The sequence below is a fragment of the Mesorhizobium sp. M0771 genome, assembly GCF_040320155.1.
Classification (GTDB): Bacteria; Pseudomonadota; Alphaproteobacteria; order Rhizobiales; family Rhizobiaceae; genus Mesorhizobium.
Genome location: NZ_JAMYPC010000006.1, coordinates 24,778 through 49,906, shown reverse-complemented (window position 1 = coordinate 49,906; position 25,129 = coordinate 24,778). Strand labels below are relative to the sequence as shown.

Genomic DNA, 25,129 nt, shown 5'->3' with positions numbered 1-25,129 from the left:
CCACATCCGCTCGGCAAAATGAAGCTTTTGCAAAACACCGGTCGCGGCACAGACGACCCATTCTGCACGGATCGGCGTTTGCGCGGCCAAATAGGCTTTGATATACGCTCCGCATCCCCGGCCGAAGCCATGCGGGCAAGGCCGTTTAGTTCCCCAAAAGCGAGGCATTCTTTTCATGGCGAAGATCAAGGTGGCGAACCCGGTCGTCGAGCTCGACGGCGACGAGATGACCCGCATCATCTGGCAGTTCATCAAGGACAAGCTGATTCACCCTTATCTCGACCTGAAGCTCGAATATTACGACCTCGGCGTCGAGCACCGCGACGCCACCAACGACCAGGTGACCATCGATTCGGCCAATGCCATCAAGAAATGGGGCGTCGGTGTGAAATGCGCGACGATCACGCCCGACGAGCAGCGCGTCGAGGAATTCAAGCTGAAGAAGATGTGGAAGTCGCCCAACGGCACCATCCGTAACATTCTCGGCGGTACCATTTTCCGCGAACCGATCATCATGAAGAACGTGCCGCGTCTCGTGCCGGGATGGACCAAGCCGATCATCGTCGGCCGTCATGCCTTCGGCGACCAGTATCGCGCCACCGACTTCCGCTTCCCCGGCAAGGGCAAGCTGACCATCAAGTTCGTCGGCGAGGACGGCAAGGTGATCGAGCACGACGTGTACGACGCACCCGGCGCCGGTGTTGCCATGGCGATGTACAATCTCGACGACTCCATCCGCGAATTCGCCCGCGCCTCGCTGAATTACGGCCTGCTGCGCAATTATCCGGTTTATCTCTCGACCAAGAACACCATCCTCAAAGCCTATGATGGCCGCTTCAAGGACATTTTCCAGGAGGTCTACGAGGCTGAATTCGAGGCCGAGTTCAAGGCGAAGAAGCTGTGGTACGAGCACCGGCTGATCGACGACATGGTGGCCTCCGCCCTGAAATGGTCTGGCGGCTACGTCTGGGCCTGCAAGAATTATGACGGCGACGTCCAGTCCGACACGGTGGCGCAAGGTTTTGGCTCGCTTGGCCTGATGACCTCCGTGCTGATGACGCCGGACGGCAAGACGGTGGAAGCGGAGGCCGCGCACGGCACCGTGACGCGCCACTATCGCCAGCACCAGAAGGGCGAGGAAACCTCGACCAATTCGATCGCCTCGATCTTCGCCTGGACGCGCGGCCTCGCCCACCGCGCCAAGCTCGACGACAATGCCGAGTTGAAGCGATTTGCCGACACGCTGGAGAAGGTCTGCATCCAGACGGTTGAGAGCGGCTTCATGACCAAGGACCTGTCGCTCTTGATCGGTCCCGACCAACCATGGCTGTCGACCACCGGCTTCCTCGACAAGATCGACGAGAATTTGCAGAAGGCGATGGCGTAAGCCGGCAGCCATGGCCAAGCCGATCGTCTACGGGGCGGACTACAGCGTCTATGTGCGCATCGTCCGCCTCGTGCTGGCGGAAAAAGGCATCGACTACGACCTTGTGCCGGTCGATGTCTTTGCCGCCGAGGGCACTCCCGCCTGGTACTTCGAGCATCACCCTTTCGGCCGCATTCCGGCCTTCGAGCATGACGGGTTTCGCCTGTTCGAAACCAGCGCAATCGCCCGCTATGTCGACGAGGCGTTCGACGGCCCGGCACTGCAGCCAAAAGACGCCCGCACCCGCGCAACGATGAACCAGATCATCGGCATGCTCGACGCCTATGCCTACAGATCGATGGTCTGGGACGTCGCCGTCGAGCGGCTTGAGAAGGAAGCGCCAGACGAGGCACTGGTCGCCAACGGGCTGCGCCAGGCGGAAACGGTGCTGCGGGTGCTCACCGCACTCAAGCCTCCCGGGCCGTGGCTGCTCGGGGACCATCTGACGCTGGCCGACCTGCATGCGGCATCCATCATCGCCTATTTCGTCAAGGTCGCCGACGGGCAAAAGCTGCTTGCGGCGTTCGCCGACATCCAGGCCTGGTGGGAGGGCATCGCAAAACGTCCGAGCCTGGTGGCGGGCTGATATGGGTTCGGGCCATGGCTGACCCATCTCGCCAGGACGCGCTCACCGTCGCCAGAATTGTCAGGGTCAACCACGCCGGTGAGTTCGGTGCGATCAGGATCTATTCGGCGCAGATTCTTGTCGCCAGGCGCTTATGGCCGGATTGCGTGCCATCCTTGTCGGAGATGCTTGGGCACGAGCGCACGCATTGGGCTGCGTTCCGCGCCGCCATGCCGGCGCGGCGGTCGCGACCGTGCCGGGTAATGCAGTTCTGGAGCTGGGGTGGCTGGGTGCAAGGCATCTGGGCCTGCACGGCGGCGGTTGAAGCGGCGGTGCATCGCCATCTGGACGATCAGCTGTTTTTCCTCGCCAATCGCGACCACGACTTGCACGGCATCATCCTGGCGATCCGCGAGGAAGAGCTCGCCCATCTCCACCACGCCGAAGAGCAGCTGAAATCGCCCGGCCCGGCGCTGAACTTTTTACGGTCGCTGATTTCGATCGCCACGGACGTGCTGATCTGGCTGTCCACCTGGGGCGATTCCAGCAGAATGACGCGCGCCCTGAAAGCGGCGAAAAAGAACTAGCTAGACGGACCGTCTAAGAGCTGATTGCAGGCTTGCCACTATCAGCCACAGAATGGCAAGCACGGCGGCGAAGGCCGGAAAGCCGCACACGAACCAGATACGACATAGGGTGGCTTTCAGGCTGCCTCCAGCGCCGCCCTCACCGCGGCGATCGCATCATTGGCCTTCGAGGCGTCCGGGCCGCCGGCTTGCGCCATGTCGGGCCGTCCGCCACCGCCCTGCCCGCCCAATGCGGCCGAGGCAACGCGCACAAGATCGACAGCGCTGAAGCGGCCGACGAGATCGTCCGTCACTGCGACCACGACGCTTGCCTTGTTGTCTTCGCCCGCACCGACGAAGACGACGACGCCTGAGCCGAGCGAAGTCTTGCCGGCATCGGCCAGCGGCTTCAAATCCTTCGGCGACACGCCGGAAACCGCTTTGCCGAGGAAGCCGATACCGGCGACGGTTTCGGTGGTGGCCGGAGCATCGGCCGCGGCACCACCGCCCAGCGCGAGTTTCTTGCGCGCTTCGCTCAGCTCCTTCTCGAGCTTCTTGCGCTCCTCGAGCAGCGTCTCGACACGCGCCGGCACGTCGGCCGGCGAGATCTTCAGCACGGCCGCAGTTGCCTTCAGGCGCCTGTCCTGCTCATCGAGATGTTTGCGCGCGGCTTCGCCGGTCAGCGCCTCGATGCGCCGCACGCCGGCGGCGACCGCGCTGTCGGAGACGACACGGACCAGGCCGATATCGCCGGTCGCCCGGACATGGGTGCCGCCACAAAGTTCGACGGAATAGGGTCTATTGGCCTTGGCGCCATGCACGCCGGTGCCCATCGAGACGACACGCACCTCGTCACCATATTTCTCGCCGAACAGCGCCATGGCGCCCTCGGCAATGGCGTCATCGACCGACATCAGGCGCGTCGTCACCGGGCTGTTCTGGACGACGATTTCGTTGGCCATGCGCTCGACCTCTTCGAGATCTTCGGCCGAGATCGGCTTGTTGTGCGAGATGTCGAAGCGCAGGCGCTCGGGCGCGACCAGCGAACCTTTCTGCGCGACATGGGTGCCCAGCACCTCGCGCAGCGCCTCATGGATCAGATGCGTTGCCGAATGGTTGGCACGCAGCCGGGTGCGGCGCGCATGGTCAACCTTCAGCTCGACGGCTGCACCTGGCTTGACCGTGCCGTTCGTCACCTTGCCCAGATGCACGAACAGGCCGTCGGCCTTTTTCTGCGTGTCGGAAACCTCGATCGAGAAACCTTCGCCGGAGATGATGCCGGTGTCGCCCATCTGGCCGCCCGACTCGCCATAGAACGGCGTCTGGTTGACGACCACCGCCACCACGTCGCCCTTGCCGGCGCTATCGACGGTCTTGCCGTCCTTGACCAGCGCCTGGATGAGGCCTTCCGCCTGTTCGGTCTCGTAGCCGAGGAATTCGGTGGCGCCGGCCTTCTCGCGTACAGAAAACCAGATGGTCTCGGTGGCCGCGTCGCCGGAGCCAGCCCAATGCTTGCGCGCTTCGGCCTTCTGCTGCTCCATCGCATGGGTGAAGCCGGCAAGGTCGACCGAGATGTTGCGCTGGCGCAGTGCGTCCTGCGTCAGATCGAGCGGGAAGCCGTACGTGTCATAGAGCTTGAACGCCGTCTCGCCGTCCAGCATGTCACCGGCGTGCAGCGTATCCGTCGCCTCCGAGAGCAGGCCGAGGCCACGCACCAGCGTCTTGCGGAAGCGTGTCTCCTCGAGCTTCAGCGTTTCCGTGATCAACTGTTCGCCGCGCAGCAGTTCGGGATAGGCCTGGCCCATCTCGCGCACCAGCGCCGGCACCAGTTTCCACATCAACGGCTCCTTGGCGCCGAGCAACTGCGCATGGCGCATGGCGCGGCGCATGATGCGGCGCAGCACATAGCCGCGGCCTTCGTTCGACGGCAGCACGCCGTCGGCAACCAGGAAGGAGGACGAGCGCAGATGGTCGGCAATGACGCGGAAGGAGGCGACCGTCTCCTTGTCCGGGCCCTGCCCGAGCGCCGATGACGCCGCATCGATCAGGTGGCGGAACAGGTCGGTCTCGAAGACGCTCTCCACCCCTTGCAGGATGGACGCCATGCGCTCCAGGCCCATGCCGGTGTCGATCGACGGCCGCGGCAGGTCGATGCGCTCATCCTTGGTGACCTGCTCATATTGCATGAACACCAGGTTCCAGAATTCAAGGAAGCGGTCGCCGTCCTCCTCCGGGCTGCCGGGAGGGCCGCCCCAGATGTGCTCGCCACGGTCGATGAAGATTTCCGAGCATGGCCCGCACGGTCCGGTGTCGCCCATCGCCCAGAAATTGTCGGAGGTCGGGATGCGGATGATGCGGTCATCGGAGAAACCGGCGATCTTCTTCCAGAAGCCGGCCGCCTCGTCATCGGTGTGATAGACGGTGACCAGCAGCTTGTCCTTGTTCAGCCCGAACTCCTTGGTAATCAGGTTCCAGGCCAGCTCGATGGCGCGCTCCTTGAAATAGTCGCCGAAGGAGAAATTGCCGAGCATTTCGAAAAAAGTCAGGTGGCGCGCGGTGTAGCCGACATTGTCGAGGTCGTTGTGCTTGCCGCCGGCGCGCACGCTCTTCTGAGCGGTCGTGGCGCGCGAATAGGACCGCTTCTCCAGGCCGGTGAAGACGTTCTTGAACTGCACCATGCCGGCATTGGTGAACATCAGCGTCGGGTCGTTGCGCGGCACCAGCGGGCTCGAAGCCACGACCTCGTGACCCTCCTTGCGGAAATAGTCGAGGAATGTCGACCGGATCTCGTTCACGCCACTCATGACTGCTGCCTTTTCGCGAAAACCGCCGGCGCGGCCGGCGGACACTGGTCTCTGCTTTTTAGAAGATCGACTTGGCCTTTTAGCGGGCACGCCCCACCCTGTCCAGAAACACGGAATTGGGCCAATCCGGCAACTGCCAAGCCGGCTTCACGCTGCCCAAAAACGAAAACCGCCGGCGCGAAGGCCAGCGGTTTGAAACGCAATACTAAAGAACTCGGTTACTTAAGCATCGGATAATAGACTGGATTTATGGCCGAACTCTGGCCGTGCCCTACATGGCGCCGGATTCTTCCTCGAAGCCGTCGTCGCTTTCGCCGCGCTCGGGGCCGCCATTTTCGAGAAACTTCTCGGCAATCAGCCCGGCATTCTGCCGCAGTGCCAGTTCGATCTCGCGCGCCGTGTCGGGATTGTCGCGCAGGAACAGTTTGGCGTTTTCGCGACCCTGGCCGAGACGCTGCGAATTGTAGGAGAACCAGGCGCCCGACTTCTCGACCACGCCGGCCTTGACGCCGAGATCGACCAGTTCGCCGGTCTTGGACACGCCCTCGCCATACATGATGTCGAACTCGACCACCTTGAAGGGCGGCGCCAGCTTGTTCTTGACGACCTTGACGCGGGTCTGGTTGCCGACGACCTCGTCGCGGTCCTTGACCGAGCCGATGCGGCGGATGTCGAGGCGCACCGAAGCGTAGAATTTCAGCGCGTTGCCGCCGGTCGTGGTTTCGGGCGAACCGAACATGACGCCGATCTTCATGCGGATCTGGTTGATGAAGATGACCATGGTGTTGGAGCGCGAGATCGAGGCGGTCAGCTTGCGCAGCGCCTGGCTCATCAGACGCGCCTGGAGACCGGGCAGAGAATCGCCCATCTCGCCTTCGATTTCGGCGCGCGGCGTCAGCGCCGCCACCGAATCGACGACCAGCACGTCGATGGCGCCTGAACGCACCAGCGTGTCGCATATTTCCAGCGCCTGCTCGCCGGTGTCCGGCTGCGAGATCAAGAGGTTTTCCAGATCGACGCCGAGCTTGCGGGCATAGACCGGGTCGAGCGCGTGCTCGGCATCGACGAAGGCACAGATGCCGCCCTTCTTCTGGGCTTCCGCCACCGTGTGCAGCGCCAGCGTCGTCTTGCCCGAGCTTTCCGGCCCGTAGATCTCGACAATGCGGCCGCGCGGCAGGCCGCCGACGCCAAGCGCGATGTCGAGGCCAAGCGATCCGGTCGGCACGGTTTCGATCTCGACGACCTGCTCGTTGGCGCCAAGCCGCATGATCGAGCCCTTGCCGAAGGCGCGCTCGATTTGCGACAGCGCCGCGTCCAGAGCCTTTGATTTGTCCACCGCTTTGTCCTCTACAAGCCGCAAAGAATTCTGAGCCATGATACATCACCCCTTGGTCGTCAATGAAGGCCGGACAATCCGTAATCCCTGCCCATTTTGTACTACTTTTGTTCTCGTTTGGCAAGAGGGGTCAAATATCTGAAAAGCAACCTTTATCCGGATTTGTTCTTTTTTTGTCTCATGGTTTCGTTTCCGGATGTATCCACCATTGGGCCAGACGCGCCGGCTGTTTCGATCGGCCGAATCGCCGGCTTGCCTGCGAAGCTCCGCCGCACAGCGTAGCGCTTGTGCGGCTCGAATAACAAAGGTCATATCGCCGGCATGGTGAAATCAGCAAAGATACTGGCGGTGGGCGGCGCCCATATCGATCGCCGCGGCCAGGTGTCGGGCACGTACGTGCCCGCGGCGTCCAACCCCGGCACGATGCGCGAGGATGTCGGCGGCGGCGTCTTCAACGCGCTGCGCAGCCTGGTGCGGCGCGGCGTCTCGGCCTCGCTTTTGTCGGTGCGCGGCGGCGATGCCTCGGCCGAGACGGTTGCGCGCGCCATCGCCGACTCCGGCATTGCCGACCTGTCGGCGGTTTTCCTCGACCGCACGACGCCGAGCTACACGGCGCTGATCGATCGCGACGGCGAGCTGATCACCGGCTTTGCCGATATGGCGCTCTACGATTTGGCGTTCCCCAAGCAGATCCGCCGCTCCAAGGTGCGCGAGGTGGTCGCCGAGGCCGATGCGGTGCTCTGCGACGCCAATCTGCCATCAACGGCGCTGGAGCGGCTGGTGGGGCTCGCCGCCGGCAAGCCGGTGTTCGCCATCGCCATTTCGCCGGCCAAGGTGGTGCGGCTGATACCGGTGCTGAAGGAACTCGCGCAGGTCTTCATGAACCGGCGCGAGGCCATGGTGCTGGCCGGCGTCGATGCCAATGCCACCGAGCGCGAGACCGTCGACGGACTGCGCTGCAGCGGCCTCACCAGTGGCGTGGTGACGGCGGGCGACGGCCCGGTGCTGGGATTCGACGAAGCCGGCGCCTTCTCTATCCTGCCGCCGGCGCCGAGAAAAGTCGCCGACGTCACCGGCGCCGGCGACGCGCTGGCCGGCGCCACCATCGCTGCCCTGCTGCGCGGCCTGCCCCTGCGCCAGGCATTGCGCGAGGGCGTTGCCGCCGCCACGCTGGCCATTGAAAGCGCCGACGCGGTTCCGGCCTTCACGATTGCGACCTTCACCGAGGCACTGGCTCTTGTGCCCGACGCGCAGGAAATGGCATGAGGGCGGCCAATTGCCATTGCCGGAGCGCGACGTCCAAGCGGACGCGCGGATCTCCGGATCGGAGACCATCATGACACCGCAAAGCGCCCGCCCCTTCATCGACCTCCACGCGCCCGTGGCCGAGGCGCTCGCCGCTGGCCGCCCCGTCGTGGCGCTGGAAAGCACCATCATCACCCATGGCATGCCTTACCCCGACAATGGCGCCATGGCCGCCAATGTCGAAAAGATAATCCTGGACAATGGCGCGGTGCCGGCGACGATCGCCGTGGTCGCCGGCCGCATCAAGATCGGGCTTTCCGACGGCGAGCGCGAGTCGCTGGCGATGACCGGCGACGCCATGAAGCTGTCGCGCGCCGATCTCGGCTTTGCGGTGGCGCAAGGCCGCACCGGCGGCACCACGGTCGCCGCCACCATGATCGCGGCCGACATGGTCGGGATAAAGGTGTTCGCCACCGGCGGCATTGGCGGCGTCCACAAGGGCGCGGAAAAAAGCTTCGACATCTCGGCCGATCTCGACGAGTTGGCGCGCACCCCGGTCATCGTCGTCTCGGCCGGCGCCAAGGCGATCCTCGACATCGAAAAGACCCTGGAAGTGCTGGAGACGCGCGGCGTGCCGGTGATTGGCCATGGCTGCGAGACGATGCCGGCCTTCTGGTCGCGGCATTCGCCGTTCCGCGCGCCGCTGACCCTGCACAGACCGGAAGAGATCGCGCATTTCTACAAGACCAGGGCGGCACTTGGCCTGGTCGGCGGCACGCTGATCGCCAACCCGGTGCCGCAGGACGATGAAATCCCGGCCGACGAGATGGCCGGCTATATCGAGGCCGCGCAGAAGGCGGCGGAAGTGCAGAATGTGACCGGAAAGGCGGTGACGCCGTTCCTGTTGGGCAAAATCCTCGAACTGACCGGCGGCCGGAGCTTGAAGACCAACATCGCGCTGGTCGAGAACAATGCGCGGCTGGCGGCGAGGATTGCCAAGGCGCTGTAGGATCGCCTACGTCGGCGGGACAGCACCCCCCTCTGGCCTGCCGGCCATCTCCCCCGCAAGGAGGGAGATTAACAGCTTAGCCGCAGGCTCCCATTTTCAACGATGGTGATTGGCGAAGGCCAATGTGACAACTGATCTCCCCCCTTGCGGGGGAGATGTCCGGCAGGACAGAGGGGGGTGGGAAGAAACGCGACGGTCCCGGTTCACTTCCCCGCCCGCCGCCCCGCCTCATACGCCCGGCGCGCCCACACCCTCATCTCGTCAGGATCATCAAACGCGTCGTCGGGAATGCTCCAGTACGGCATCGCGACCAGCTTGCCGTGGCGGGTGCCGGTATAGGTCCATTGCTTGCAGCCGGCGGCTTCGAAATCGGGGCGCGCTTTGCTCGTCAGCCTTGAGCAGCAATTCGCCGCGCAGCACGATGGCGACGATGAAGCCGTCGAAATAGATACCCTTGCCGCCGAACAGTTTTCGGATACTGACCGGGCCGAGGCCTTCGAACAGCTCTTCGATGCGTTCATTGTCCATGCCGCAATCATGTCACCGGGCTTGCCATGGCTGCAACCAAAAACCAAGCTGGCAAGTTGAGAGCCATCCGTCGGAGTTTTGTCATGCCGCTGCTGCTCAAGGGATCCTGCCGCTGCGATGCCGTCCATTTCGAGGTGGAGAGCAACACGCCGGTGCCGTTCATGCTGTGCTACTGCTCGATCTGCCGCAAGCAGCAGGGCGGCGGCGGCTTCGCCATCAATCTCGGCGCCGATTACAAGACGCTGAAAATCAAGGGCAAGCGCAATCTCGGCGTCTACCAGGCCGAGATCGCGGACGACGAGCATCCAAAGTGTGAGATTTCGACGGGCGAGCGCAATTTCTGCAAGAAGTGCGGTTCGGCGCTCTGGCTCTACGATCCGACATGGCCGGACCTGGTCCACCCCTTCGCCTCGGCAATCGACAGCGAGTTGCCGAAGCCGCCGGAGAAGGTGCATCTGATGTTGAAATACAAGGCGAGTTGGGTCGAGCCGGTGATCGGCAAAAAGGACAAGGCGTTCGACGTCTATCCCGAGGAATCCATCGCCGACTGGCATAAACGGACGAAGATGTGGGTGAAGTGAGGCTCGGAGCGCGACTTCCGATGGTTGGCGCTGCCCCTCATCCGCACTTCGTGACACCTTCTTCCCGTTCATGGGGAGAAGGAAGATCAGGCCGAAGCGCGCGCCTCAGCCAGCGCCTTCAGGTCGGCGGGCTTGAGTTCGACGGATTCGCCGCAGCCGCAGGCCGAACTCTGGTTCGGGTTGTGGAAGGTGAAGCCGGTGCGCAGCGTCGTCTGCTCGAAATCCATCTCGGTGCCGAACAGGAAAAGCGCAGCCTCGGGCGCGACATAGACATGCGCGCCGTCGCGCTCGATATGGTCGTCCTTGGTGTTGGGCTCGGTCACCAAGTCGACCGTGTATTCCATGCCGGCGCAGCCGCCCTTCTTGATGCCGAGGCGAATGCCATGCGCATTGTCGCGCGTAGCGACGATCTCGCGCACCCGGTCGGCTGCCTTTTCGGTCATCGTGATGACGGCGAAGCGTCCCATTCTTTTTCCTCTTCCATTCCATGCAGGTTCAAGGCCTGCCGAATGATTCCTCACCTAAAATGGTGAAGTTTTACCACTGGTGCAAGTGCACCAACCTCAGTCAACCTAGTACCAGCCCACCGCCACCTGCGCCTCTTCCGACATGCGGTCGGGCGACCAGGGCGGGTCGAAGGTCATGTTGACCTCGACGCCGGAGACGCCTTCGACGGCGCCGACGGCGTTTTCCACCCAGCCTGGCATTTCGCCGGCCACCGGACAGCCGGGCGCGGTCAGCGTCATGTCGATCTTGACCGCGCGGTTGTCCTCGATGTCGATCTTGTAGATGAGGCCGAGCTCATAGATGTCGGCCGGTATTTCCGGGTCATAGACCGTCTTCAGCGCCGAGACGATGTCGTCGGTCAGCCGCGCCAGCTCGTCGGCGGGAATTGCCGAGGCGGAAACCACCGGATTGACGGCCGCTTCCGGCGCGGTGGTGTGGCTCGCATCATCCATGGTCGTCATCCAAAGAACCTGTCACCCGAAGAACTTGCGCGCTTTTTCCAGCGCATCGGCCAAAGCGTCGACTTCGGCCCTGGTATTATACATGCCGAACGATGCCCTGCATGTGGAGGTTACGCCAAAGCGTTTCAACAGCGGCTGGGCGCAATGGGTGCCCGCGCGGACGGCAACACCTTGCCTGTCTATCACCATCGACACGTCATGGGCATGAATGCCCTGCAATTCGAAGGAAATGATGGCGCCCTTGTCCGGCGCGTCGCCGAAGATGCGCAGCGAGTTGATGGCGCGCAGCCGTTCATGCGCATAGGTCTTGAGATCGGCCTCATGGGCGGCAATGCGCTCGCGGCCAACCTTTTCCATGTATTCCAATGCTGCACCCAGGCCAATCGCCTGCACGATCGGCGGCGTGCCGGCCTCGAAGCGGTGCGGCGGCTCGTTGTAGGTGACGATGTCTTCAGTCACCTCCTCGATCATTTCGCCGCCGCCCATGAAGGGGCGCATGCCCTGCAGAATGTCCTTCTTGCCGTAGAGCACGCCGATGCCGGAGGGCCCGTAGACCTTGTGGCCGGTGAAGACGAAGAAATCGCAATCGAGGTCCTGGACGTCGATCGGCATGTGCACGGCGCTCTGGCTGCCGTCGACAAGTACGGGAATTCCACGCGAATGCGCGATGCGCACGATCTCCTTGATCGGGGTTACCGTGCCCAGCGCGTTCGACATATGCGTGATGGCGACGAGCTTGGTCTTGTCGGTCAGCCGCTTTTCGAATTCCTCGATGTGGAAGATGCCGAGATCGTCGACCGGCACCCAGACCAGCTTGGCGCCCTGCCGCTCCCGGATGAAATGCCACGGCACGATGTTGGAGTGGTGCTCCATGATCGACAGCACGATCTCGTCGCCCGCGCCGATATTGGGCATGCCATAGCCGTAAGCCACGGTGTTGATCGCCGCGGTCGTGTTCGAGGTGAAGACGATGTTGTCGGTGCTTGGCGCATTGAGGAAACGGCGCACCGTCTCGCGTGCCTTCTCATAAGCGTCGGTTGCGGCATTCGACAGGAAATGCAGGCCGCGATGCACGTTGGCGTATTCCTGGGAATAGGCGTGCTGGATCGTATCCAGCACCACCTGCGGCTTCTGCGCCGAGGCGCCATTGTCGAGATAGACCAGCGGTTTGCCGTAGACTTCGCGCGACAGGATCGGGAAGTCGCGGCGGATCGCCTCGACGTCGTATGGGGTTGTTTCGATCTTCTGGTCCATTACAAGCTCTCTTGAGGCACCGCCTCACTTCGTCACGCACCCCTCACCCGACCGAGCTTCGCTCGGCCACCGCCCGGGGCGTGTCACTTGCCTCGCCCGTCCTTCGGACCCACAAGGGGAGAAGGGGAGGCGCTACCCATGCGCCACGAACCAGTCGTCCAGCCTTGTTTCCAGGGCCTCGACGATGGTTTCGTCGTCCAGTTCCTCGATCACTTCGGCGACGAACGCCTTGACCAGCAGGCCACGGGCGCTCTTCTCGTCGATGCCGCGAGCCATCAGGTAGAACAGATGGTTGTGGTCGATCTCGGTAACGGTCGCGCCGTGGCCGCAGATGACGTCGTCGGCGAAGATTTCCAGCTCCGGCTTGGTCGAGAACTCGCCATCATCCGACAAAAGCAGCGTGTTGCAGGCCATCTTGGCGTTGGTCTTCTGCGCGTATTGGTGGACGTTGATGCGGCCCTGGAAGACGCCGCGCGCCTTGCCGGTCACGACATTGCGGATCACTTCCGTCGATGTCGTATGCGGCACGGCATGGTCGAGCACCATGGTCACGTCGGTGTGGGTGTCGCCGGCGAGCAGGTTGATGCCGCGCAGTTTGAAGTCGGCGCCTTCGCCCGTGGTCTTCACCACGATCTCCTGGCGCACAAGCTTGCCGCCGGCATTCATGAAGAACAGCGTCAGCTTCGAATTCTTGCCGAGATGCGCCTTGAACTGCGCCAGATGGGTGGCCGTTTCCGGCTGTTCCTGGATGATCAGCCAGGTCACCTCGGCGCCCTCGCCCAACACCAGCTGGCTGACGGAGCTGGCCAGAGCCGCGCCCTCGCCCGCCTGACGCTCGACGATCGCAGCCTTGGCGCCGGCGCCGACACGCACGGGAAAGCGCACATGGGTCTGTCCGCCGGCTTGCAGGTTCTGCAATTCGATCGGCTTCTCCAGTGCTGCGCCATCGGCGATGTCGACGAAATAGCCGTCGGCGACGAAAGCAGTGTTCAGCGCGCCGATGGCGTCATCGCTGCCATAGGGGTCGAGGCCGGGCGCAATCGAGCCGTCGGTCAGCTTTTCCGACAGGCGCTGGACGGTCACGCCTTCGATGGCAGGGAATTTCGCACTCGAGACGCCGTTTAGAACTGCCAGCACGGCGGAACCTTCGACGATGGGCGCCAGCCCCTTAGCGGCGGCCGTCGGATCGAACGCCGGCACCGCAGTCAACAGCCGGCGCAGGTCAGTGTAATGCCAGGATTCGATGCGCCGCGTCGGCAGCCCGTGCTTGATTGCCTCAATGGCGTCGTCGCGCTTCAGCATCACCGCGCCGTCACCCGGCAGCAACGACAGACGCTCGCCAAAGGCGTCGATCAGCGCCGTTTCGGCCTGCGTGCGCTGGGGTTGTGTATGCATATTCATCAGTTTTGCCCCGCCTTTCAGCATAAAATGGCCTTCTGGCGTCTCACGCGGCTTCGCCGATCACGCCGGCATAGCCATTGGCTTCGAGATCGAGCGCCAGCGACTTGTCGCCGGACTTGATCACCTGGCCCTTGTATAGGACGTGCACGCTATCGGGCACGATGTGCTCGAGCAGGCGCTGGTAGTGGGTGATGACGATGATGGCACGGTCGGGCGAACGCAGCGCGTTGACGCCGTCCGAGACGATCTTCAGCGCATCGATGTCTAGGCCTGAATCGGTCTCGTCGAGCACGCAGAGCTTTGGCTCCAGCAGCTTCATCTGCAGGATCTCGGCCCGCTTCTTCTCGCCGCCGGAAAAGCCGACATTGAGCGGCCGCTTCAGCATCGCCATGTCCATCGAGAGCGAGGCTGCCGCCTCTTTCACCCGCTTCAAAAATTCCGGAATTTTTAGCGGCTCCTCGCCGCGCGCCTTGCGCTGCTCGTTCATCGCCACCTTCAGGAACTCCATGGTCGCGACACCAGGTATCTCCATCGGATACTGGAAGGCGAGGAAGATGCCCGCGGTGGCGCGCTCGGCCGGATCCATTTCGAGGATCGACTGGCCATTATAGAGGATATCGCCTTCGGTGACCTCATAGTCCTCGCGGCCGGCGAGGATATAGGACAGCGTCGATTTGCCCGAGCCGTTCGGGCCCATGATGGCGGCGACCTCGCCGTTTTTCACCGTCAGGTTCAGGCCGCGGATGATCTCGGTGCCGTCATCGACGATGCGGGCATGCAGGTTCTTGATCTCAAGCATTGTTCTTTTCTCTGAAATAATCGTCGTAGGTGACTGTGTAATCGGTGTGCCGGCGCTGCAGGGTTTTGAACCGCCAGAAGGACAGGCCGAACCCCACCGCGAAAACCGCAAGGCCGACCATCGGATGGACGAACGCCGCCAAAACGGCGCCTACCAGGGCCGAGGCTACTGCGGCCGCGGCGTATTTCATCGTGGCGATGTTGCCCTCGCGACGAACCGCCCACAGCCGCCGCCAGCGAACCGCAAACCAGATCTCGTCGCGAGACAGCGTCATGGTCATCTCTTCAGCCATCAACCAAGTGGCGCAGAAACGGCAGTATAATTGCCGAGACCAGCCCGGTCACGGCGCCCGCCGCCATCCGGCGCGGCGTCGACTGGATAGAGGGCGCGACAGCGCAGAGCGCGCCGCACACCAAAGCGTAAAAAACGATCGGAACCGTATCCATCATTTCAACTTCCTTTCAAACGTTCAGTTTCAATCCCATGCCTTGTGCACGGTCCTGAACGCTTGGCGGGTCGCTATCCTTCCAGTGTCCATCGCATTGCCTATCCGAGCGCCTACGCCCGGTTATTCTACATCTGCGTCAGGGCTTGCCAAAGTCCTCGCCAAAAGCCATCCGGCGAGTAGGCCGCGCCGAGCAGCACTATCCCTATCGCGCAAAACCAGAACGCAAGGCCCAGGCCCGCTTCCCAGTTATCCACTCGATCCCGCAGATAGACATGTTTTTCCACGGATTCGCGTTTGCGCGCCCTTGTCACCCCACGCTACCCTCAAGGCTGATGCCGATAAGCTTCTGCGCTTCGACCGCGAACTCCATCGGCAGCTGCTGGATAACATCCTTGACGAAGCCGTTGACGATCAGCGCGATCGCCTCTTCCTCGGGAATGCCGCGCTGCATGACGTAGAATTTCTGGTCCTCGGAAATCTTCGACGTCGTCGCTTCGTGCTCGAACTGCGCCGTCGAATTCTTGGCTTCCATGTAGGGCACGGTGTGGGCGCCGCACTGGTCGCCGATCAGGAGACTATCGCAATTGGTGAAGTTGCGGGCGTTGGTCGCCTTGCGATGCGCCGAGACCTGGCCGCGATAGGTGTTCTGCGAGAAGCCGGCGGCAATGCCCTTGGAGATGATGCGGCTCGACGTGTTCTTGCCGAGATGGATCATCTTGGTGCCGCTATCGACCTGCTGGTAGCCGTTCGACACGGCGATCGAATAGAACTCGCCGGAGGAATCGTCGCCGCGCAGGATGCAGCTCGGATATTTCCAGGTGATCGCCGAACCGGTCTCGACCTGTGTCCACGAGATCTTCGAACGGTGGCCGCGGCAGTCGCCGCGCTTGGTGACGAAATTGTAGATGCCGCCCTTGCCCTCGGCATCGCCGGGGTACCAGTTCTGCACCGTCGAATATTTGATCTCGGCATCGTCGAGCGCCACCAGTTCGACGACGGCGGCATGCAGCTGGTTCTCGTCGCGCTGCGGCGCCGTGCAGCCTTCGAGATAGGAGACGTAAGCCCCCTCCTCGGCGATGATCAGCGTGCGCTCGAACTGGCCGGTGTTCTTCTCGTTCATGCGGAAATAGGTCGACAGCTCCATCGGGCAGCGCACGCCCTTGGGCACGAAGACGAACGAGCCATCGGTGAAGACAGCCGAATTCAGCGTGGCGTAGAAATTGTCGGAGGTCGGCACGACCGAGCCGAGATATTTCTGGACCAGCTCCGGATGCTCGCGGATGGCCTCCGAGATCGAGCAGAAGATGACGCCGGCCTGCGCCAGCTCCTTCTTGAACGTGGTGACGACGGAAACGGAATCGAACACCGCGTCGACCGCGACACGGCCCGATTTGTAGACGTTGTCGCTGGGCTCCTCGAGATCGGAGACGTCGGTCTTCTGCACGCCGGCGAGGATTTCTTGTTCCCGCAGCGGAATGCCGAGCTTCTCGTAGACCTTCAACAGCTCGGGATCGACGTCGCTCAGCGAGGTCGGGCCGGGCGTGCTCTTGGGCGCCGCGTAGTAATAGACGTCCTGAAAATCGATCTTCGGATAATGGACGCGCGCCCAGGTCGGCTCTTCCAGCGTCAGCCAGCGCCGATAGGCTTCCAGACGCCATTCCAGCATCCAGGACGGTTCATCCTTCTTGGCCGAGATGAAGCGAATAATGTCTTCGCTCAGGCCCTTGGGGGCCTTGTCCATCGCGATCTCTGTCTGGAATCCGTATTTGTACTGGTCGACGTCGATCTTTCGGACCCGATCGATCGTGTCCTGCACAGCAGGCATAAGCGTTCTCCATCCACGCCGGGGTCAAGGCCCGACAGTTTTCAAACTATGGCATCGCCGAGGGCTGCCCATGAGGCGCCGAAGGCGGCGTAAGTTTCATATAGTGCGTCTCGGCCGGGAATTCACCCGGCCACTTGCAAACGCACGGCTCTACCAGGCCGCGAGGGCCCGAATTCTTTGTCGCCGCCTCAGGCGGCTTGTTCCCTGGCCGCCCGGCGCTGGGCAATACCAGCCAGCGCAGCACGGAACAGTTCGATATCCCCGGCACTCGTTGCGTGGCCGATGGACACGCGCAAAGCGCCGAGGCTGTCGCCGTAACCCATGGCTTTCAGCACATGGCTCGGCCCGACCTTGCCCGACGAACAGGCCGATCCCGCCGACAGCGCAACGCCAGCCAGATCGAAAGCGATCTGCGCCGTCTCGGCCTTGATGCCGGGAATAGCGAAGAATGTCGTATTGGCAAGCCTTGGCGCGCCGGTTCCGAAGATTTCTGTGTCCGGCACCAGCGTTTTGAGTGTTTTCTCGACCTCGCCGCGGCGTTGCGCGATCGCTTCGACGTCTTTCAGTCCAGCCAAAGCCTGCCGCGCCGCGGCGCCAAAGCCGGCGATGGCCGCAAGGTTTTCGGTGCCGCCGCGATGGCCCTTTTCCTGGCCGCCGCCATTGATCAGCGGCTTCGGCATCATCAGATCGGCTGCCGCAACGACGGCGCCGACACCCTTGGGGCCGCCGATCTTGTGCGAAGACAGAATCAAATAGTCGGCGTAAGCCGCTGACATATCGATGGGAACACGGCCCGCAGCCTGCACCGCGTCGACCACCAGAATGCCGCCCGCCGCCTTGACGATCGCGGCGATGCGATCAATCGGCTGGATGACGCCGGTCTCGTTGTTGGCCGCATGGATCGCGACCAACGGCAGGCCTTCGGCCTTGTCATGCGCGGCCAGAGCGGCTGTCAGCTGAGCGAGGTCAGCGATGCCATCGGCGTCGACGCCGATCCGCGAAACCTGTGTTGCCGGGAAGCGGCCGCCGTTCAACAGGCAAGGGTGGTCGGCCTCGCAGACATAGAGCCGGCTCATGCGCACCGTGCCACGGCCCATCCGCCAATCCGGTGTCAGCAGCGTCGATGCGGCTTCCGTCGCGCCGGAGGTGAAGACGACATGCTCGGCCTTGGCGCCGACAAGTGCCGCCACATCGCGCCGGGCAGTGTCGATCAGGCGCCGCGCCGCGCGCCCCTCGGCATGCACCGACGACGGATTGGCGACGAGATCGAGCGCGGCAATCATCGCCTCGCGCGCCTCGGCAATGAGCGGCGCGCTGGCATTGTAGTCGAGATAGGCGCGTGCTGCGGCCATTTTCACCCAATCGATCCCGTCAAGACCCTTTCCGCAAGGATAGCGCGTTATTTCCTTGAAATTGCAAGGCAAGACGTCCTATTTACGCGGCTTGCGGCGAGGATGGCCGGGCCGTCACGGCTGGCTATCCAGTTTTGAACAATTCTAAACTAGCTTCTAAGAAGACGCTTGCCCTGCGTCAAGGCCCGGAAGGGCTGGGGCTAGAGTAAAGAGTTGTTCCGGGCGCCGCGCATTCGTATGCCATTTGGAGTAGTTCATGCCTGAGGTCATTTTCACCGGTCCGGCCGGCCGCCTGGAGGGCCGCTACCAACCTTCCAAGGAGAAGAGCGCGCCGATTGCCATCGTGTTGCATCCGCATCCGCAATTCGGCGGCACGATGAACAACAAGATCGTCTATGACCTCTTCTACATGTTCCAGAAGCGCGATTTCACCACGCTTCGCTTCAACTTCCGCGGCATCGGCCGCAGCCAGGGCGAATTCGACCACGGCACCGGCGAATTGTCGGATGCCGCCGCAGCGCTCGACTGGGTGCAGTCGCTGCATCCGGATTCCAAGAGCTGCTGGGTGGCCGGTTATTCCTTCGGCTCCTGGATCGGCATGCAGCTTCTGATGCGCCGGCCCGAGATCGAGGGCTTCATCTCGATCGCGCCGCAGCCCAACACCTATGATTTCTCGTTCCTGGCGCCCTGCCCGTCATCGGGTCTGATCATCCATGGCGATGCCGACAAGGTGGCGCCGCCCAAGGATGTGCAGGGCCTGGTCGACAAGCTGCACACGCAAAAGGGCATCACCATCACGCAGAAGACCTTGCCAGGCGCCAACCACTTCTTCGCCAACTACGCCGATCTGCTGCTCGAGGAATGCGCCGACTATCTCGACCGACGGCTGGCCGGCGAATTGTCCGATCCGCGGCCGAAGCGGCTGCGCTAAGAGCAATTCCAGGAAAAGTGTAAACGGGTTTTCCGTCCGGAATTGCGTCAAAACAAAAACTCTCGGTCCGATGCCGTCACAGTCGTGCCCATCATGGGCGCGACAATGCCATTTCGGCTGATCCAAACGGTGAAGCCAGCCTGACATGTGGCGCGGCTCGGCTGAACGGTGCACAATGCCGGTTTAGCCAGCGCAAGAAGGCATGACCGATCATGTACCAGCCTCCCCATTTCCAGGAAACGCGGCCGGACGTCCTGCACGGGCTGATCCGGACGCATCCGCTGGGGTTGCTGATCTCCAACGGCACCGATGGCCCGGTCGCCAATGCCATTCCTTTCCTGCTTGATGCAGAGGTTGGGCCGAATGGCCGGCTGCGCGCCCATCTGGCCAGGGCCAACCCGCAATGGCGTCAGCTGGCCGACAATCCGACATCGCCGGTGCTGGTCGTCTTCCAGGGCGCCGACGCCTATGTGACGCCGTCCTGGTACGAGACCAAGCGCGAGACCGGCAAGGTCGTGCCGACCTGGAACTACGCCATTGTCCAGGTGCGAGGAACCGTCAGAGTGATCGAGGATTCCGCCTGGATCGCACAGCAGATCACCGAACTGACGCTGTCGCAGGAAGGCGCCCGCGAGGCACCCTGGGCGGTGACCGATGCGCCGCCGACCTTCATCCAGTCGCAAATCAAGGGCATTGTCGGGCTTGAGATCGAGATCGCCGAAATCAGCGGCAAGTGGAAAGTCAGCCAGAACCGGCCTGTCGCCGACCGCGTCGGTGTCGCCGAAGGGCTGGAGAAGGAAGCCGCCAGCGCGCCTGACATGGCTCGGCTGGTGCGGAGTTGGGGTGGCATCGACAGCTAGCTGGGGTGGTCTTAGATGGTTCCAAAGGCGTCAGCAATTCAGTTGCTTGCCGGCGCTGCTCCAATGCCGAAATTCGTCTGTCTCGGCGCATCGTTTTGGTTTGGTTTGCGAGCCCGACGGAATAGGCGGAACGTAGTTTTTGCCACCGGCAACCCCGACGCCGTGTAGCGGAAGATACATCCCAGCCGGCCAAGCACCATCGCGCAGACGATGGCAACAGCACAGCCAAGGCCGAATCCGGCGACAGTGTCGCTCGGATAGTGCGCGCCGATAAAGATTCGGGTCGATGCGACCGACAAGGTTGCAGCCAGCAGCACCCATCTACGCTGGGGCAACAACAGCAGCGCAATGCCGAAAATGACACCCATGGTCGTGGCATGGCCGGACGGGAAGCTGGCAAAGCGCGCCTCGATGGAAAAAGGATGCAGCGACAGATCGCCGAGCTTGTCGAAATTCATCGGCCTGGCTCTGCCCACGCCATATTTCAGCGCGTTGACGACCATGGCCGAGAGCCCGATCGAACCCAGCACCATGAAAGCAAAGCAGGTCCAGTTGTAGAAGGTCATCCGCGCGCGCCGGGAAAGGCTGCGCCAATCCGTCAGATTCGCCGCAATCAGCACCAGTACCGACGGGACAAGATACCAGCCGCCGAGGCCGAAGAAGGTAAAAAACGCGGCGATGCGGAAGACATTGGTCGAGCCTGAAGCCCACTCCCTCGCCATGGTCCCTGCAAGATGGTCGAAACGGAGCGACACCGCGATCGTCAGCAAAAGCCAGGCCACGACCCAGACCGACCACAGGATTTTCGGGTAGCGCGCCGGGCGCGTCGCCAGGCGATGCCGTACAATCCCGAAAGTATCGCGGAAATTGGCGACAGACTGCCGGAGCATGGCAGGCATAGCGGCACGCGCCGGTGATGGCGACTTCATCAACATGCGGATCTCGGCGCGATCATTGAAGAGGTGTCAGTTCGCCACACGGTACAGGCCGAGCGACAGTTTATCACCTGACGAATAGTTGATGCCGTCGATCTCGGCGACGCGGCTGGCCTTCTTGCCTTGCCCCGCCAGCAGGTCATCCAGCCGTTTTTCGTCGCCGACCGGCGCCAGGCCCAGCGCGCAGGCCGGATCGCCAAGCAGATGTTGCGCAACCCCGTCGACATCGGTCAGTACCGTCTTTGTGCCCACCAGAAATACCAGGCTCGGTTCGTGATATTGCGCGGAGGCGAGCACGCTCATCTCACAGGGACGATCGGCGCGAACCGCAGCCTCGATTTCCCGGCTCATCCAAATCGGTTTCAGTGACGGCACGATGACACCGAACAGCAGGGCGTAGGTTATACCGGCGCAAACCGCAGCCCCGCCGATGCGGACCAGCGGCACCAGCGTCTGGCGCGAAACAGCGAGGTAGCCGGCGCCCAATGCTGCCGCGGCGGCCGGAACGCTCCACCATAAAAATGTCTTCATGAGATAGATCGGCGCACCGACGCAAAGCACGGCGAGACCGACTGTCACCAGAACGGTGCCGAATGCGGTCGCCCACCACAGCCATGTCTGCCAGCGCCTGAGCGGCGCATTTGCCTCTTGCGGCGTCAGCGTCAAAAGCCAGCCGATGAGCAGGGCCATGCCGGGATAGGCCGGCAGCACATAATGCGGCAGTTTCGTCGGGATCAATTCGAAGACGAGCCAGAACGGAACGTACCAGGCGAGGCAGAAACGCAGGCGCGGATCGTCGCGCAATCGGTTGAGCGCCTGCAGTCCAGCGCCGAGCGCCACAAGGCCGAACGGCCACATGAACAGGCAATAGGTCAGCACGTAGAAGCCCGGCGGAACGCCGTGCGACTCCTCGCCTTGCGCGACCTTGCCGAGCATATCCTTGCCGACGGCCTGCTGCAGGAAGGCGCCGTTGCTCTTCCAGGTGATGAGGGCGAGCCAAGGCAGCACGATCAACAGCACCAGAATCAGCCCACGCCCGGCTTTCAGCCTCGCCAGCCAGCGCCAGTCGCGCTCGAAAGCAACCAGCGTGAGCACCGTCAGCGCCGATAGCAGCGGTGCAATCGGCCCCTTGATGAGGATCGCCGCCCCCTGCGCAGCCCAGAAAATCCACGGCAGATGGCCGGCGACCGGCTCGTCGCGGCGCGATGCCAGATAAATCTGCGCCAGCGCGCCTTGCGCCAGAACGCAGCAGGCAAGCAGCATCGCGTCGGTCTTGGCGTCGCGGCCTTCGAAGGCGGTGGCGAAAATCGCCGCCATGACCAGGCCGGCGGCAAGACCGGCATTGGCGCCGAACAGATTGGCCCCGGTCCAGGCGATTGCGACGACGGCGATGGCGATGCCCAGCGCCGAGACCAGCCGGTAGATCCAGATCGGCGCCTGTGCCCCCTGGCCGCTCAGCGTCACCGCCGCCGATTGCAGCCAGTAGATGCCGATCGGCTTCTGGTAGCGCGACGCGTCCTGGAAGCGGATGTCGACATAGTCGCCGGTCTCCGTCATCTGCTTGGTCGCCTGGACGAAGCGCGGCTCGTCGCGGTCGAGCGGCGGCATAGAGGCCAGTCCCGACGCCGTCATCATCAGGCTGAACAGGAAGAGAAAGATGTAGTTCCTGCTCATTTCGACACCGGACAGACTGAATTCGGCGGGACTGGTGGCTCAGTCGACCTTGGTCATCGCCGCCTTGCGCTCATTGGCGATGAGCCATAAATTTCTGACATAGATCACCATGCCCATGGCCTGGCCGGCGATGAAAACCGGATCCTCACGCTGGATGGCGTAGACCAGCAGCAGCCCGCCGCCGAACAGCGAGAAGAACCAGAAAGCGATCGGCACGACGCTGCGCTTGGCCTTTTCCGAAGCGATCCACTGCACCAGGAAGCGCATGGTGAAGAAGAACTGGGCAACGAAGCCGAGCAGAACCCAGGCGTCGAACTGCTTGACGAAAACCTGGTGCAGCCAGGTCGCCAATTCCTGAAACACGTTAGCCATGCGTGATTTCCTCTACCTTTGGCATTCTGCGGCGCCGGCGCCGAAGCCACCAGACGCCGGCGAGATCGAGCGCGCCCTGCAGGCCGCGATCGAAGATGCCGTAATTCGACTTGCCGTGGCGGCGGGAGCGGTCGACGACGTCGCAATGGACGACGCGGTAGCCTTCCTGGATGACAAGCGCCGGAACGAAACGATGCGTACCGTCGAAAAACGGCAGTTTGCGCAAGATATCGGTGTGGATCGCCTTTAAGCCGCAGCCAGTGTCGCGGGTGTCGTCATGCAGGATCGCGCCGCGCAGCCAGTTGGCGAAACGCGATGCCAATTGCTTGATCTTGCTGTCGCGGCGCTTCAACCGCTGCCCCTGCGCGGCGCCGAAATCGGGCCCTGCCCGACGCAGCGCATCGACCAGCACGGGGATATATTGCGGGTCGTTCTGGCCGTCGCCGTCGATGGTGGCGATTATCGAGCCGCGCGCCGCCCAGGCGCCCGAGCGCACCGAAAGCGACTGGCCGGCGGATTTTTCGTGCCGAAGCTGCCGAAGCGGAAACGGCCGTGTGGCGGCTTCAGCGGCAAGCACCGAAGCGGTGTCGTCAGTCGAACCGTCATTGACGACGATGATTTCGAAGTCGCGCCCGGTCATCGCCGCCTCGATCTCGTCGATCAGCAGCGGCAGGTTCGCCGCCTCGTTGCGGCAGGGAATGACGATGGATATCAATGCGTCCGGCATATCGCGTCGGGCTCTGTCACAAGATATGGCATTCGGTGGATGCCGTGCGGTGCCGTTCCAGCGGATCGAACCCGTTGGCGCGGCGCCTCATTACGCCAGCCGACAGGATGAAGCAAGCATGCGCGGCAGTGCAGAATAGGCTGTCCATGCCGGCGCAAAATCGGAAACCACTTTTGCTTGACGCGCTTGGATGCTAAACGCCCGCGTTCAGGCCATGCCGGGCCGTTCGGACCCGGCGCTTTCAGGAAGAAACAATGCCCGCCTTCAAGTCCGATTTCCTGCGCGTCATGAGCGAGCGCGGCTTCATCCACCAGATTTCGGATGAGACCGGGCTGGATCAACTTTTCGCGAAGGAAACCGTGACCGCCTATGTCGGCTACGACGCCACGGCGACCAGCCTGCACATCGGCAATCTGATATCGGCGACCATGCTCTACTGGATGCAGGAGACCGGCCACCGGCCGATCGCACTGATGGGCGGCGGCACCTCGATGATCGGCGACCCGTCCTTCCGTGACGACCAGCGCAGCCTTTTGACGCCCGAGGCGATCGCCACCAACATCGAGGGCATCAAGCGAATTTTTGGCCGCATCCTGCGCTTCGGCGACACTGGCAACGACGCCATCATGGTCAACAATGCCGACTGGCTGATGAAGCTCAACTATGTCGAGTTCCTGCGCGATGTCGGCCGCCACTTTTCGGTCAACCGGATGCTGACCTTCGACAGCGTCAGGCTGCGGCTCGAGCGCGAACAGTCGCTGTCCTTCCTCGAATTCAACTACATGATCCTGCAAGGCTATGATTTCGTCGAGCTCAGCCGCCGCCACGACTGCCGGCTGCAGATGGGCGGTTCGGACCAGTGGGGCAACATCATCAACGGCGTCGATCTCGGCCACCGCATGGGCACGCCGCAGCTTTATGCGCTGACCACGCCGCTGCTGACGACATCGTCGGGCGCCAAGATGGGCAAATCGGCCAAGGGCGCGGTGTGGCTGAACGGCGACCTCTTCTCGCCCTATGATTTCTGGCAATACTGGCGCAACACCGAGGATGCCGACGTCGAGCGCTTCCTGAAGATCTTCACCCGGCTGCCGCTTTCGGAGATCGCGCGGTTGGCCGCCCTTGGCGGCTCGGAGATCAACGAGGCCAAGAAGGTGCTGGCCACAGAAACCACGGCCATCGTGCACGGCCGCGAGGCGGCGCTCGCGGCCGAGGAAACCGCGCGCAAGACGTTCGAGGAAGGCGTGACGGCCGAAACCCTGCCGAGCGTCGAGGTGGATGGCGCAGCGCTGGAAGCTGGCATCGGCATCCTGTCGCTGCTGGTCACCGCGGGCCTTGCCGGGTCGAACGGCGAGGCGCGCCGGCATATCCAGGGCGGCGCCGTGCGCCTCAACGACCAGCCGGTGGCGGACGACCGGCGGATGGTGACGCCTCAGGATTTGAGTCCGGAAAACGTCGCAAAGCTTTCAGTGGGCAAGAAAAAGCACGTGCTTGTGCGGCCTGCCTGAGCCGTCTTCTGGGAT

24 protein-coding genes and 1 pseudogene are annotated in these 25,129 nt (G+C 62.8%); 9 read left to right on the top strand and 16 right to left on the bottom strand.

What is annotated here, in order from left to right; all coding sequences use genetic code 11:
- Positions 1–175: 175 nt before the first annotated feature.
- From NKI05_RS11305 to NKI05_RS11295, 3 genes are read left to right on the top strand one after another with little or no spacing between them, the layout of a single operon-like run.
- Positions 176–1,387 (top strand): NADP-dependent isocitrate dehydrogenase, encoded by a 1,212-nt coding sequence (locus NKI05_RS11305; protein WP_023669114.1) that lies wholly within the window; start codon positions 176–178, stop codon positions 1,385–1,387.
- Between the two features lie 10 nt (positions 1,388–1,397).
- Entirely contained in the window at positions 1,398–2,012 is a 615-nt protein-coding gene (locus NKI05_RS11300) for a glutathione S-transferase family protein (protein ID WP_352792373.1), read from the top strand.
- 14 nt (positions 2,013–2,026) lie between these two features.
- Positions 2,027–2,578 carry a demethoxyubiquinone hydroxylase family protein gene (locus NKI05_RS11295; protein WP_023816524.1) on the top strand — a complete coding sequence of 184 codons (552 nt, stop codon included), beginning with the start codon at positions 2,027–2,029 and terminating at the stop codon, positions 2,576–2,578.
- A gap of 116 nt (positions 2,579–2,694) precedes the next feature.
- Here the strand turns inward: NKI05_RS11295 and alaS are convergent, their stop codons facing one another.
- Together alaS and recA are read right to left on the bottom strand one after the other, a co-directional pair.
- Positions 2,695–5,361 (bottom strand): alanine--tRNA ligase, encoded by a 2,667-nt coding sequence (gene alaS, locus NKI05_RS11290; RefSeq protein ID WP_352792372.1) that lies wholly within the window; start codon positions 5,359–5,361, stop codon positions 2,695–2,697.
- Positions 5,362–5,632: 271 nt separating this feature from the next.
- Positions 5,633–6,736, bottom strand: coding sequence for a recombinase RecA (gene recA / locus NKI05_RS11285; RefSeq protein WP_023669117.1), 1,104 nt, complete (start codon positions 6,734–6,736; stop codon positions 5,633–5,635).
- 282 nt (positions 6,737–7,018) lie between these two features.
- Here recA and NKI05_RS11280 point away from each other — a divergent pair, with 282 nt between their 5' ends.
- Complete coding sequence (locus tag NKI05_RS11280; RefSeq protein ID WP_023709317.1) at positions 7,019–7,963, top strand: carbohydrate kinase family protein; 945 nt, start codon at positions 7,019–7,021, stop codon at positions 7,961–7,963.
- Positions 7,964–8,033: 70 nt separating this feature from the next.
- On the top strand, positions 8,034–8,951 hold the full coding sequence (locus tag NKI05_RS11275; protein WP_023684866.1) for a pseudouridine-5'-phosphate glycosidase: 918 nt from the start codon (positions 8,034–8,036) through the stop codon (positions 8,949–8,951).
- 203 nt (positions 8,952–9,154) lie between these two features.
- Here the strand turns inward: NKI05_RS11275 and NKI05_RS11270 are convergent.
- Positions 9,155–9,479 (bottom strand): annotated as a pseudogene (locus tag NKI05_RS11270) (TfoX/Sxy family protein).
- 83 nt (positions 9,480–9,562) lie between these two features.
- Between NKI05_RS11270 and NKI05_RS11265 the strand changes: the two are divergent.
- A complete protein-coding gene (locus NKI05_RS11265) occupies positions 9,563–10,060 on the top strand; it encodes a GFA family protein (RefSeq protein ID WP_023706439.1) in 498 nt (165 codons plus the stop codon).
- An 86-nt stretch (positions 10,061–10,146) separates the two neighbouring features.
- Here NKI05_RS11265 and sufA read toward each other — a convergent pair whose 3' ends face one another.
- The 9 genes from sufA to NKI05_RS11220 form a co-directional block, all read right to left on the bottom strand.
- On the bottom strand, positions 10,147–10,527 hold the full coding sequence (gene sufA / locus NKI05_RS11260) for a Fe-S cluster assembly scaffold SufA (protein ID WP_013532156.1): 381 nt from the start codon (positions 10,525–10,527) through the stop codon (positions 10,147–10,149).
- A gap of 105 nt (positions 10,528–10,632) precedes the next feature.
- Positions 10,633–11,019 (bottom strand): SUF system Fe-S cluster assembly protein, encoded by a 387-nt coding sequence (locus NKI05_RS11255; RefSeq protein WP_023684865.1) that lies wholly within the window; start codon positions 11,017–11,019, stop codon positions 10,633–10,635.
- A 21-nt stretch (positions 11,020–11,040) separates the two neighbouring features.
- Positions 11,041–12,282, bottom strand: coding sequence for a cysteine desulfurase (locus NKI05_RS11250; RefSeq protein ID WP_023684864.1), 1,242 nt, complete (start codon positions 12,280–12,282; stop codon positions 11,041–11,043).
- A 132-nt stretch (positions 12,283–12,414) separates the two neighbouring features.
- Positions 12,415–13,683, bottom strand: a complete 1,269-nt coding sequence (sufD, locus tag NKI05_RS11245) for a Fe-S cluster assembly protein SufD (RefSeq protein ID WP_023684863.1) — start codon at positions 13,681–13,683, stop codon at positions 12,415–12,417.
- Positions 13,684–13,726: 43 nt separating this feature from the next.
- Entirely contained in the window at positions 13,727–14,482 is a 756-nt protein-coding gene (gene sufC / locus NKI05_RS11240) for a Fe-S cluster assembly ATPase SufC (RefSeq protein WP_023684862.1), read from the bottom strand.
- Complete coding sequence (locus NKI05_RS11235) at positions 14,475–14,762, bottom strand: hypothetical protein (RefSeq protein WP_155929798.1); 288 nt, start codon at positions 14,760–14,762, stop codon at positions 14,475–14,477. The genes sufC and NKI05_RS11235 overlap by 8 nt, the downstream gene beginning before the upstream one ends.
- Before the next feature lie 4 nt (positions 14,763–14,766).
- On the bottom strand, positions 14,767–14,931 hold the full coding sequence (locus tag NKI05_RS11230; RefSeq protein WP_156033695.1) for a hypothetical protein: 165 nt from the start codon (positions 14,929–14,931) through the stop codon (positions 14,767–14,769).
- A 306-nt stretch (positions 14,932–15,237) separates the two neighbouring features.
- A complete protein-coding gene (sufB, locus tag NKI05_RS11225; protein ID WP_352792371.1) occupies positions 15,238–16,755 on the bottom strand; it encodes a Fe-S cluster assembly protein SufB in 1,518 nt (505 codons plus the stop codon).
- 188 nt (positions 16,756–16,943) lie between these two features.
- Entirely contained in the window at positions 16,944–18,107 is a 1,164-nt protein-coding gene (locus NKI05_RS11220) for a cysteine desulfurase family protein (RefSeq protein ID WP_023816516.1), read from the bottom strand.
- A gap of 256 nt (positions 18,108–18,363) precedes the next feature.
- Here NKI05_RS11220 and NKI05_RS11215 point away from each other — a divergent pair, with 256 nt between their 5' ends.
- Positions 18,364–19,038, top strand: a complete 675-nt coding sequence (locus NKI05_RS11215) for an alpha/beta hydrolase (RefSeq protein WP_023816515.1) — start codon at positions 18,364–18,366, stop codon at positions 19,036–19,038.
- Between the two features lie 212 nt (positions 19,039–19,250).
- Entirely contained in the window at positions 19,251–19,898 is a 648-nt protein-coding gene (locus tag NKI05_RS11210) for an FMN-binding negative transcriptional regulator (RefSeq protein ID WP_023690215.1), read from the top strand.
- 38 nt (positions 19,899–19,936) lie between these two features.
- Here NKI05_RS11210 and NKI05_RS11205 read toward each other — a convergent pair whose 3' ends face one another.
- From NKI05_RS11205 to NKI05_RS11190, 4 genes are all read right to left on the bottom strand, one after another.
- Positions 19,937–20,797, bottom strand: coding sequence for a phosphatase PAP2 family protein (locus NKI05_RS11205; RefSeq protein ID WP_245261796.1), 861 nt, complete (start codon positions 20,795–20,797; stop codon positions 19,937–19,939).
- A 66-nt stretch (positions 20,798–20,863) separates the two neighbouring features.
- Positions 20,864–22,507 (bottom strand): ArnT family glycosyltransferase, encoded by a 1,644-nt coding sequence (locus tag NKI05_RS11200; RefSeq protein ID WP_023815074.1) that lies wholly within the window; start codon positions 22,505–22,507, stop codon positions 20,864–20,866.
- 39 nt (positions 22,508–22,546) lie between these two features.
- Positions 22,547–22,879, bottom strand: a complete 333-nt coding sequence (locus NKI05_RS11195) for a lipid-A-disaccharide synthase N-terminal domain-containing protein (protein WP_023669132.1) — start codon at positions 22,877–22,879, stop codon at positions 22,547–22,549.
- On the bottom strand, positions 22,872–23,606 hold the full coding sequence (locus NKI05_RS11190; RefSeq protein ID WP_023694104.1) for a glycosyltransferase family 2 protein: 735 nt from the start codon (positions 23,604–23,606) through the stop codon (positions 22,872–22,874). The genes NKI05_RS11195 and NKI05_RS11190 overlap by 8 nt, the downstream gene beginning before the upstream one ends.
- 254 nt (positions 23,607–23,860) lie before the next feature.
- On the opposite strand from NKI05_RS11190, the gene tyrS reads away from it, so the two are divergent.
- Complete coding sequence (tyrS, locus tag NKI05_RS11185; protein WP_023669134.1) at positions 23,861–25,114, top strand: tyrosine--tRNA ligase; 1,254 nt, start codon at positions 23,861–23,863, stop codon at positions 25,112–25,114.
- Positions 25,115–25,129: the final 15 nt, after the last annotated feature.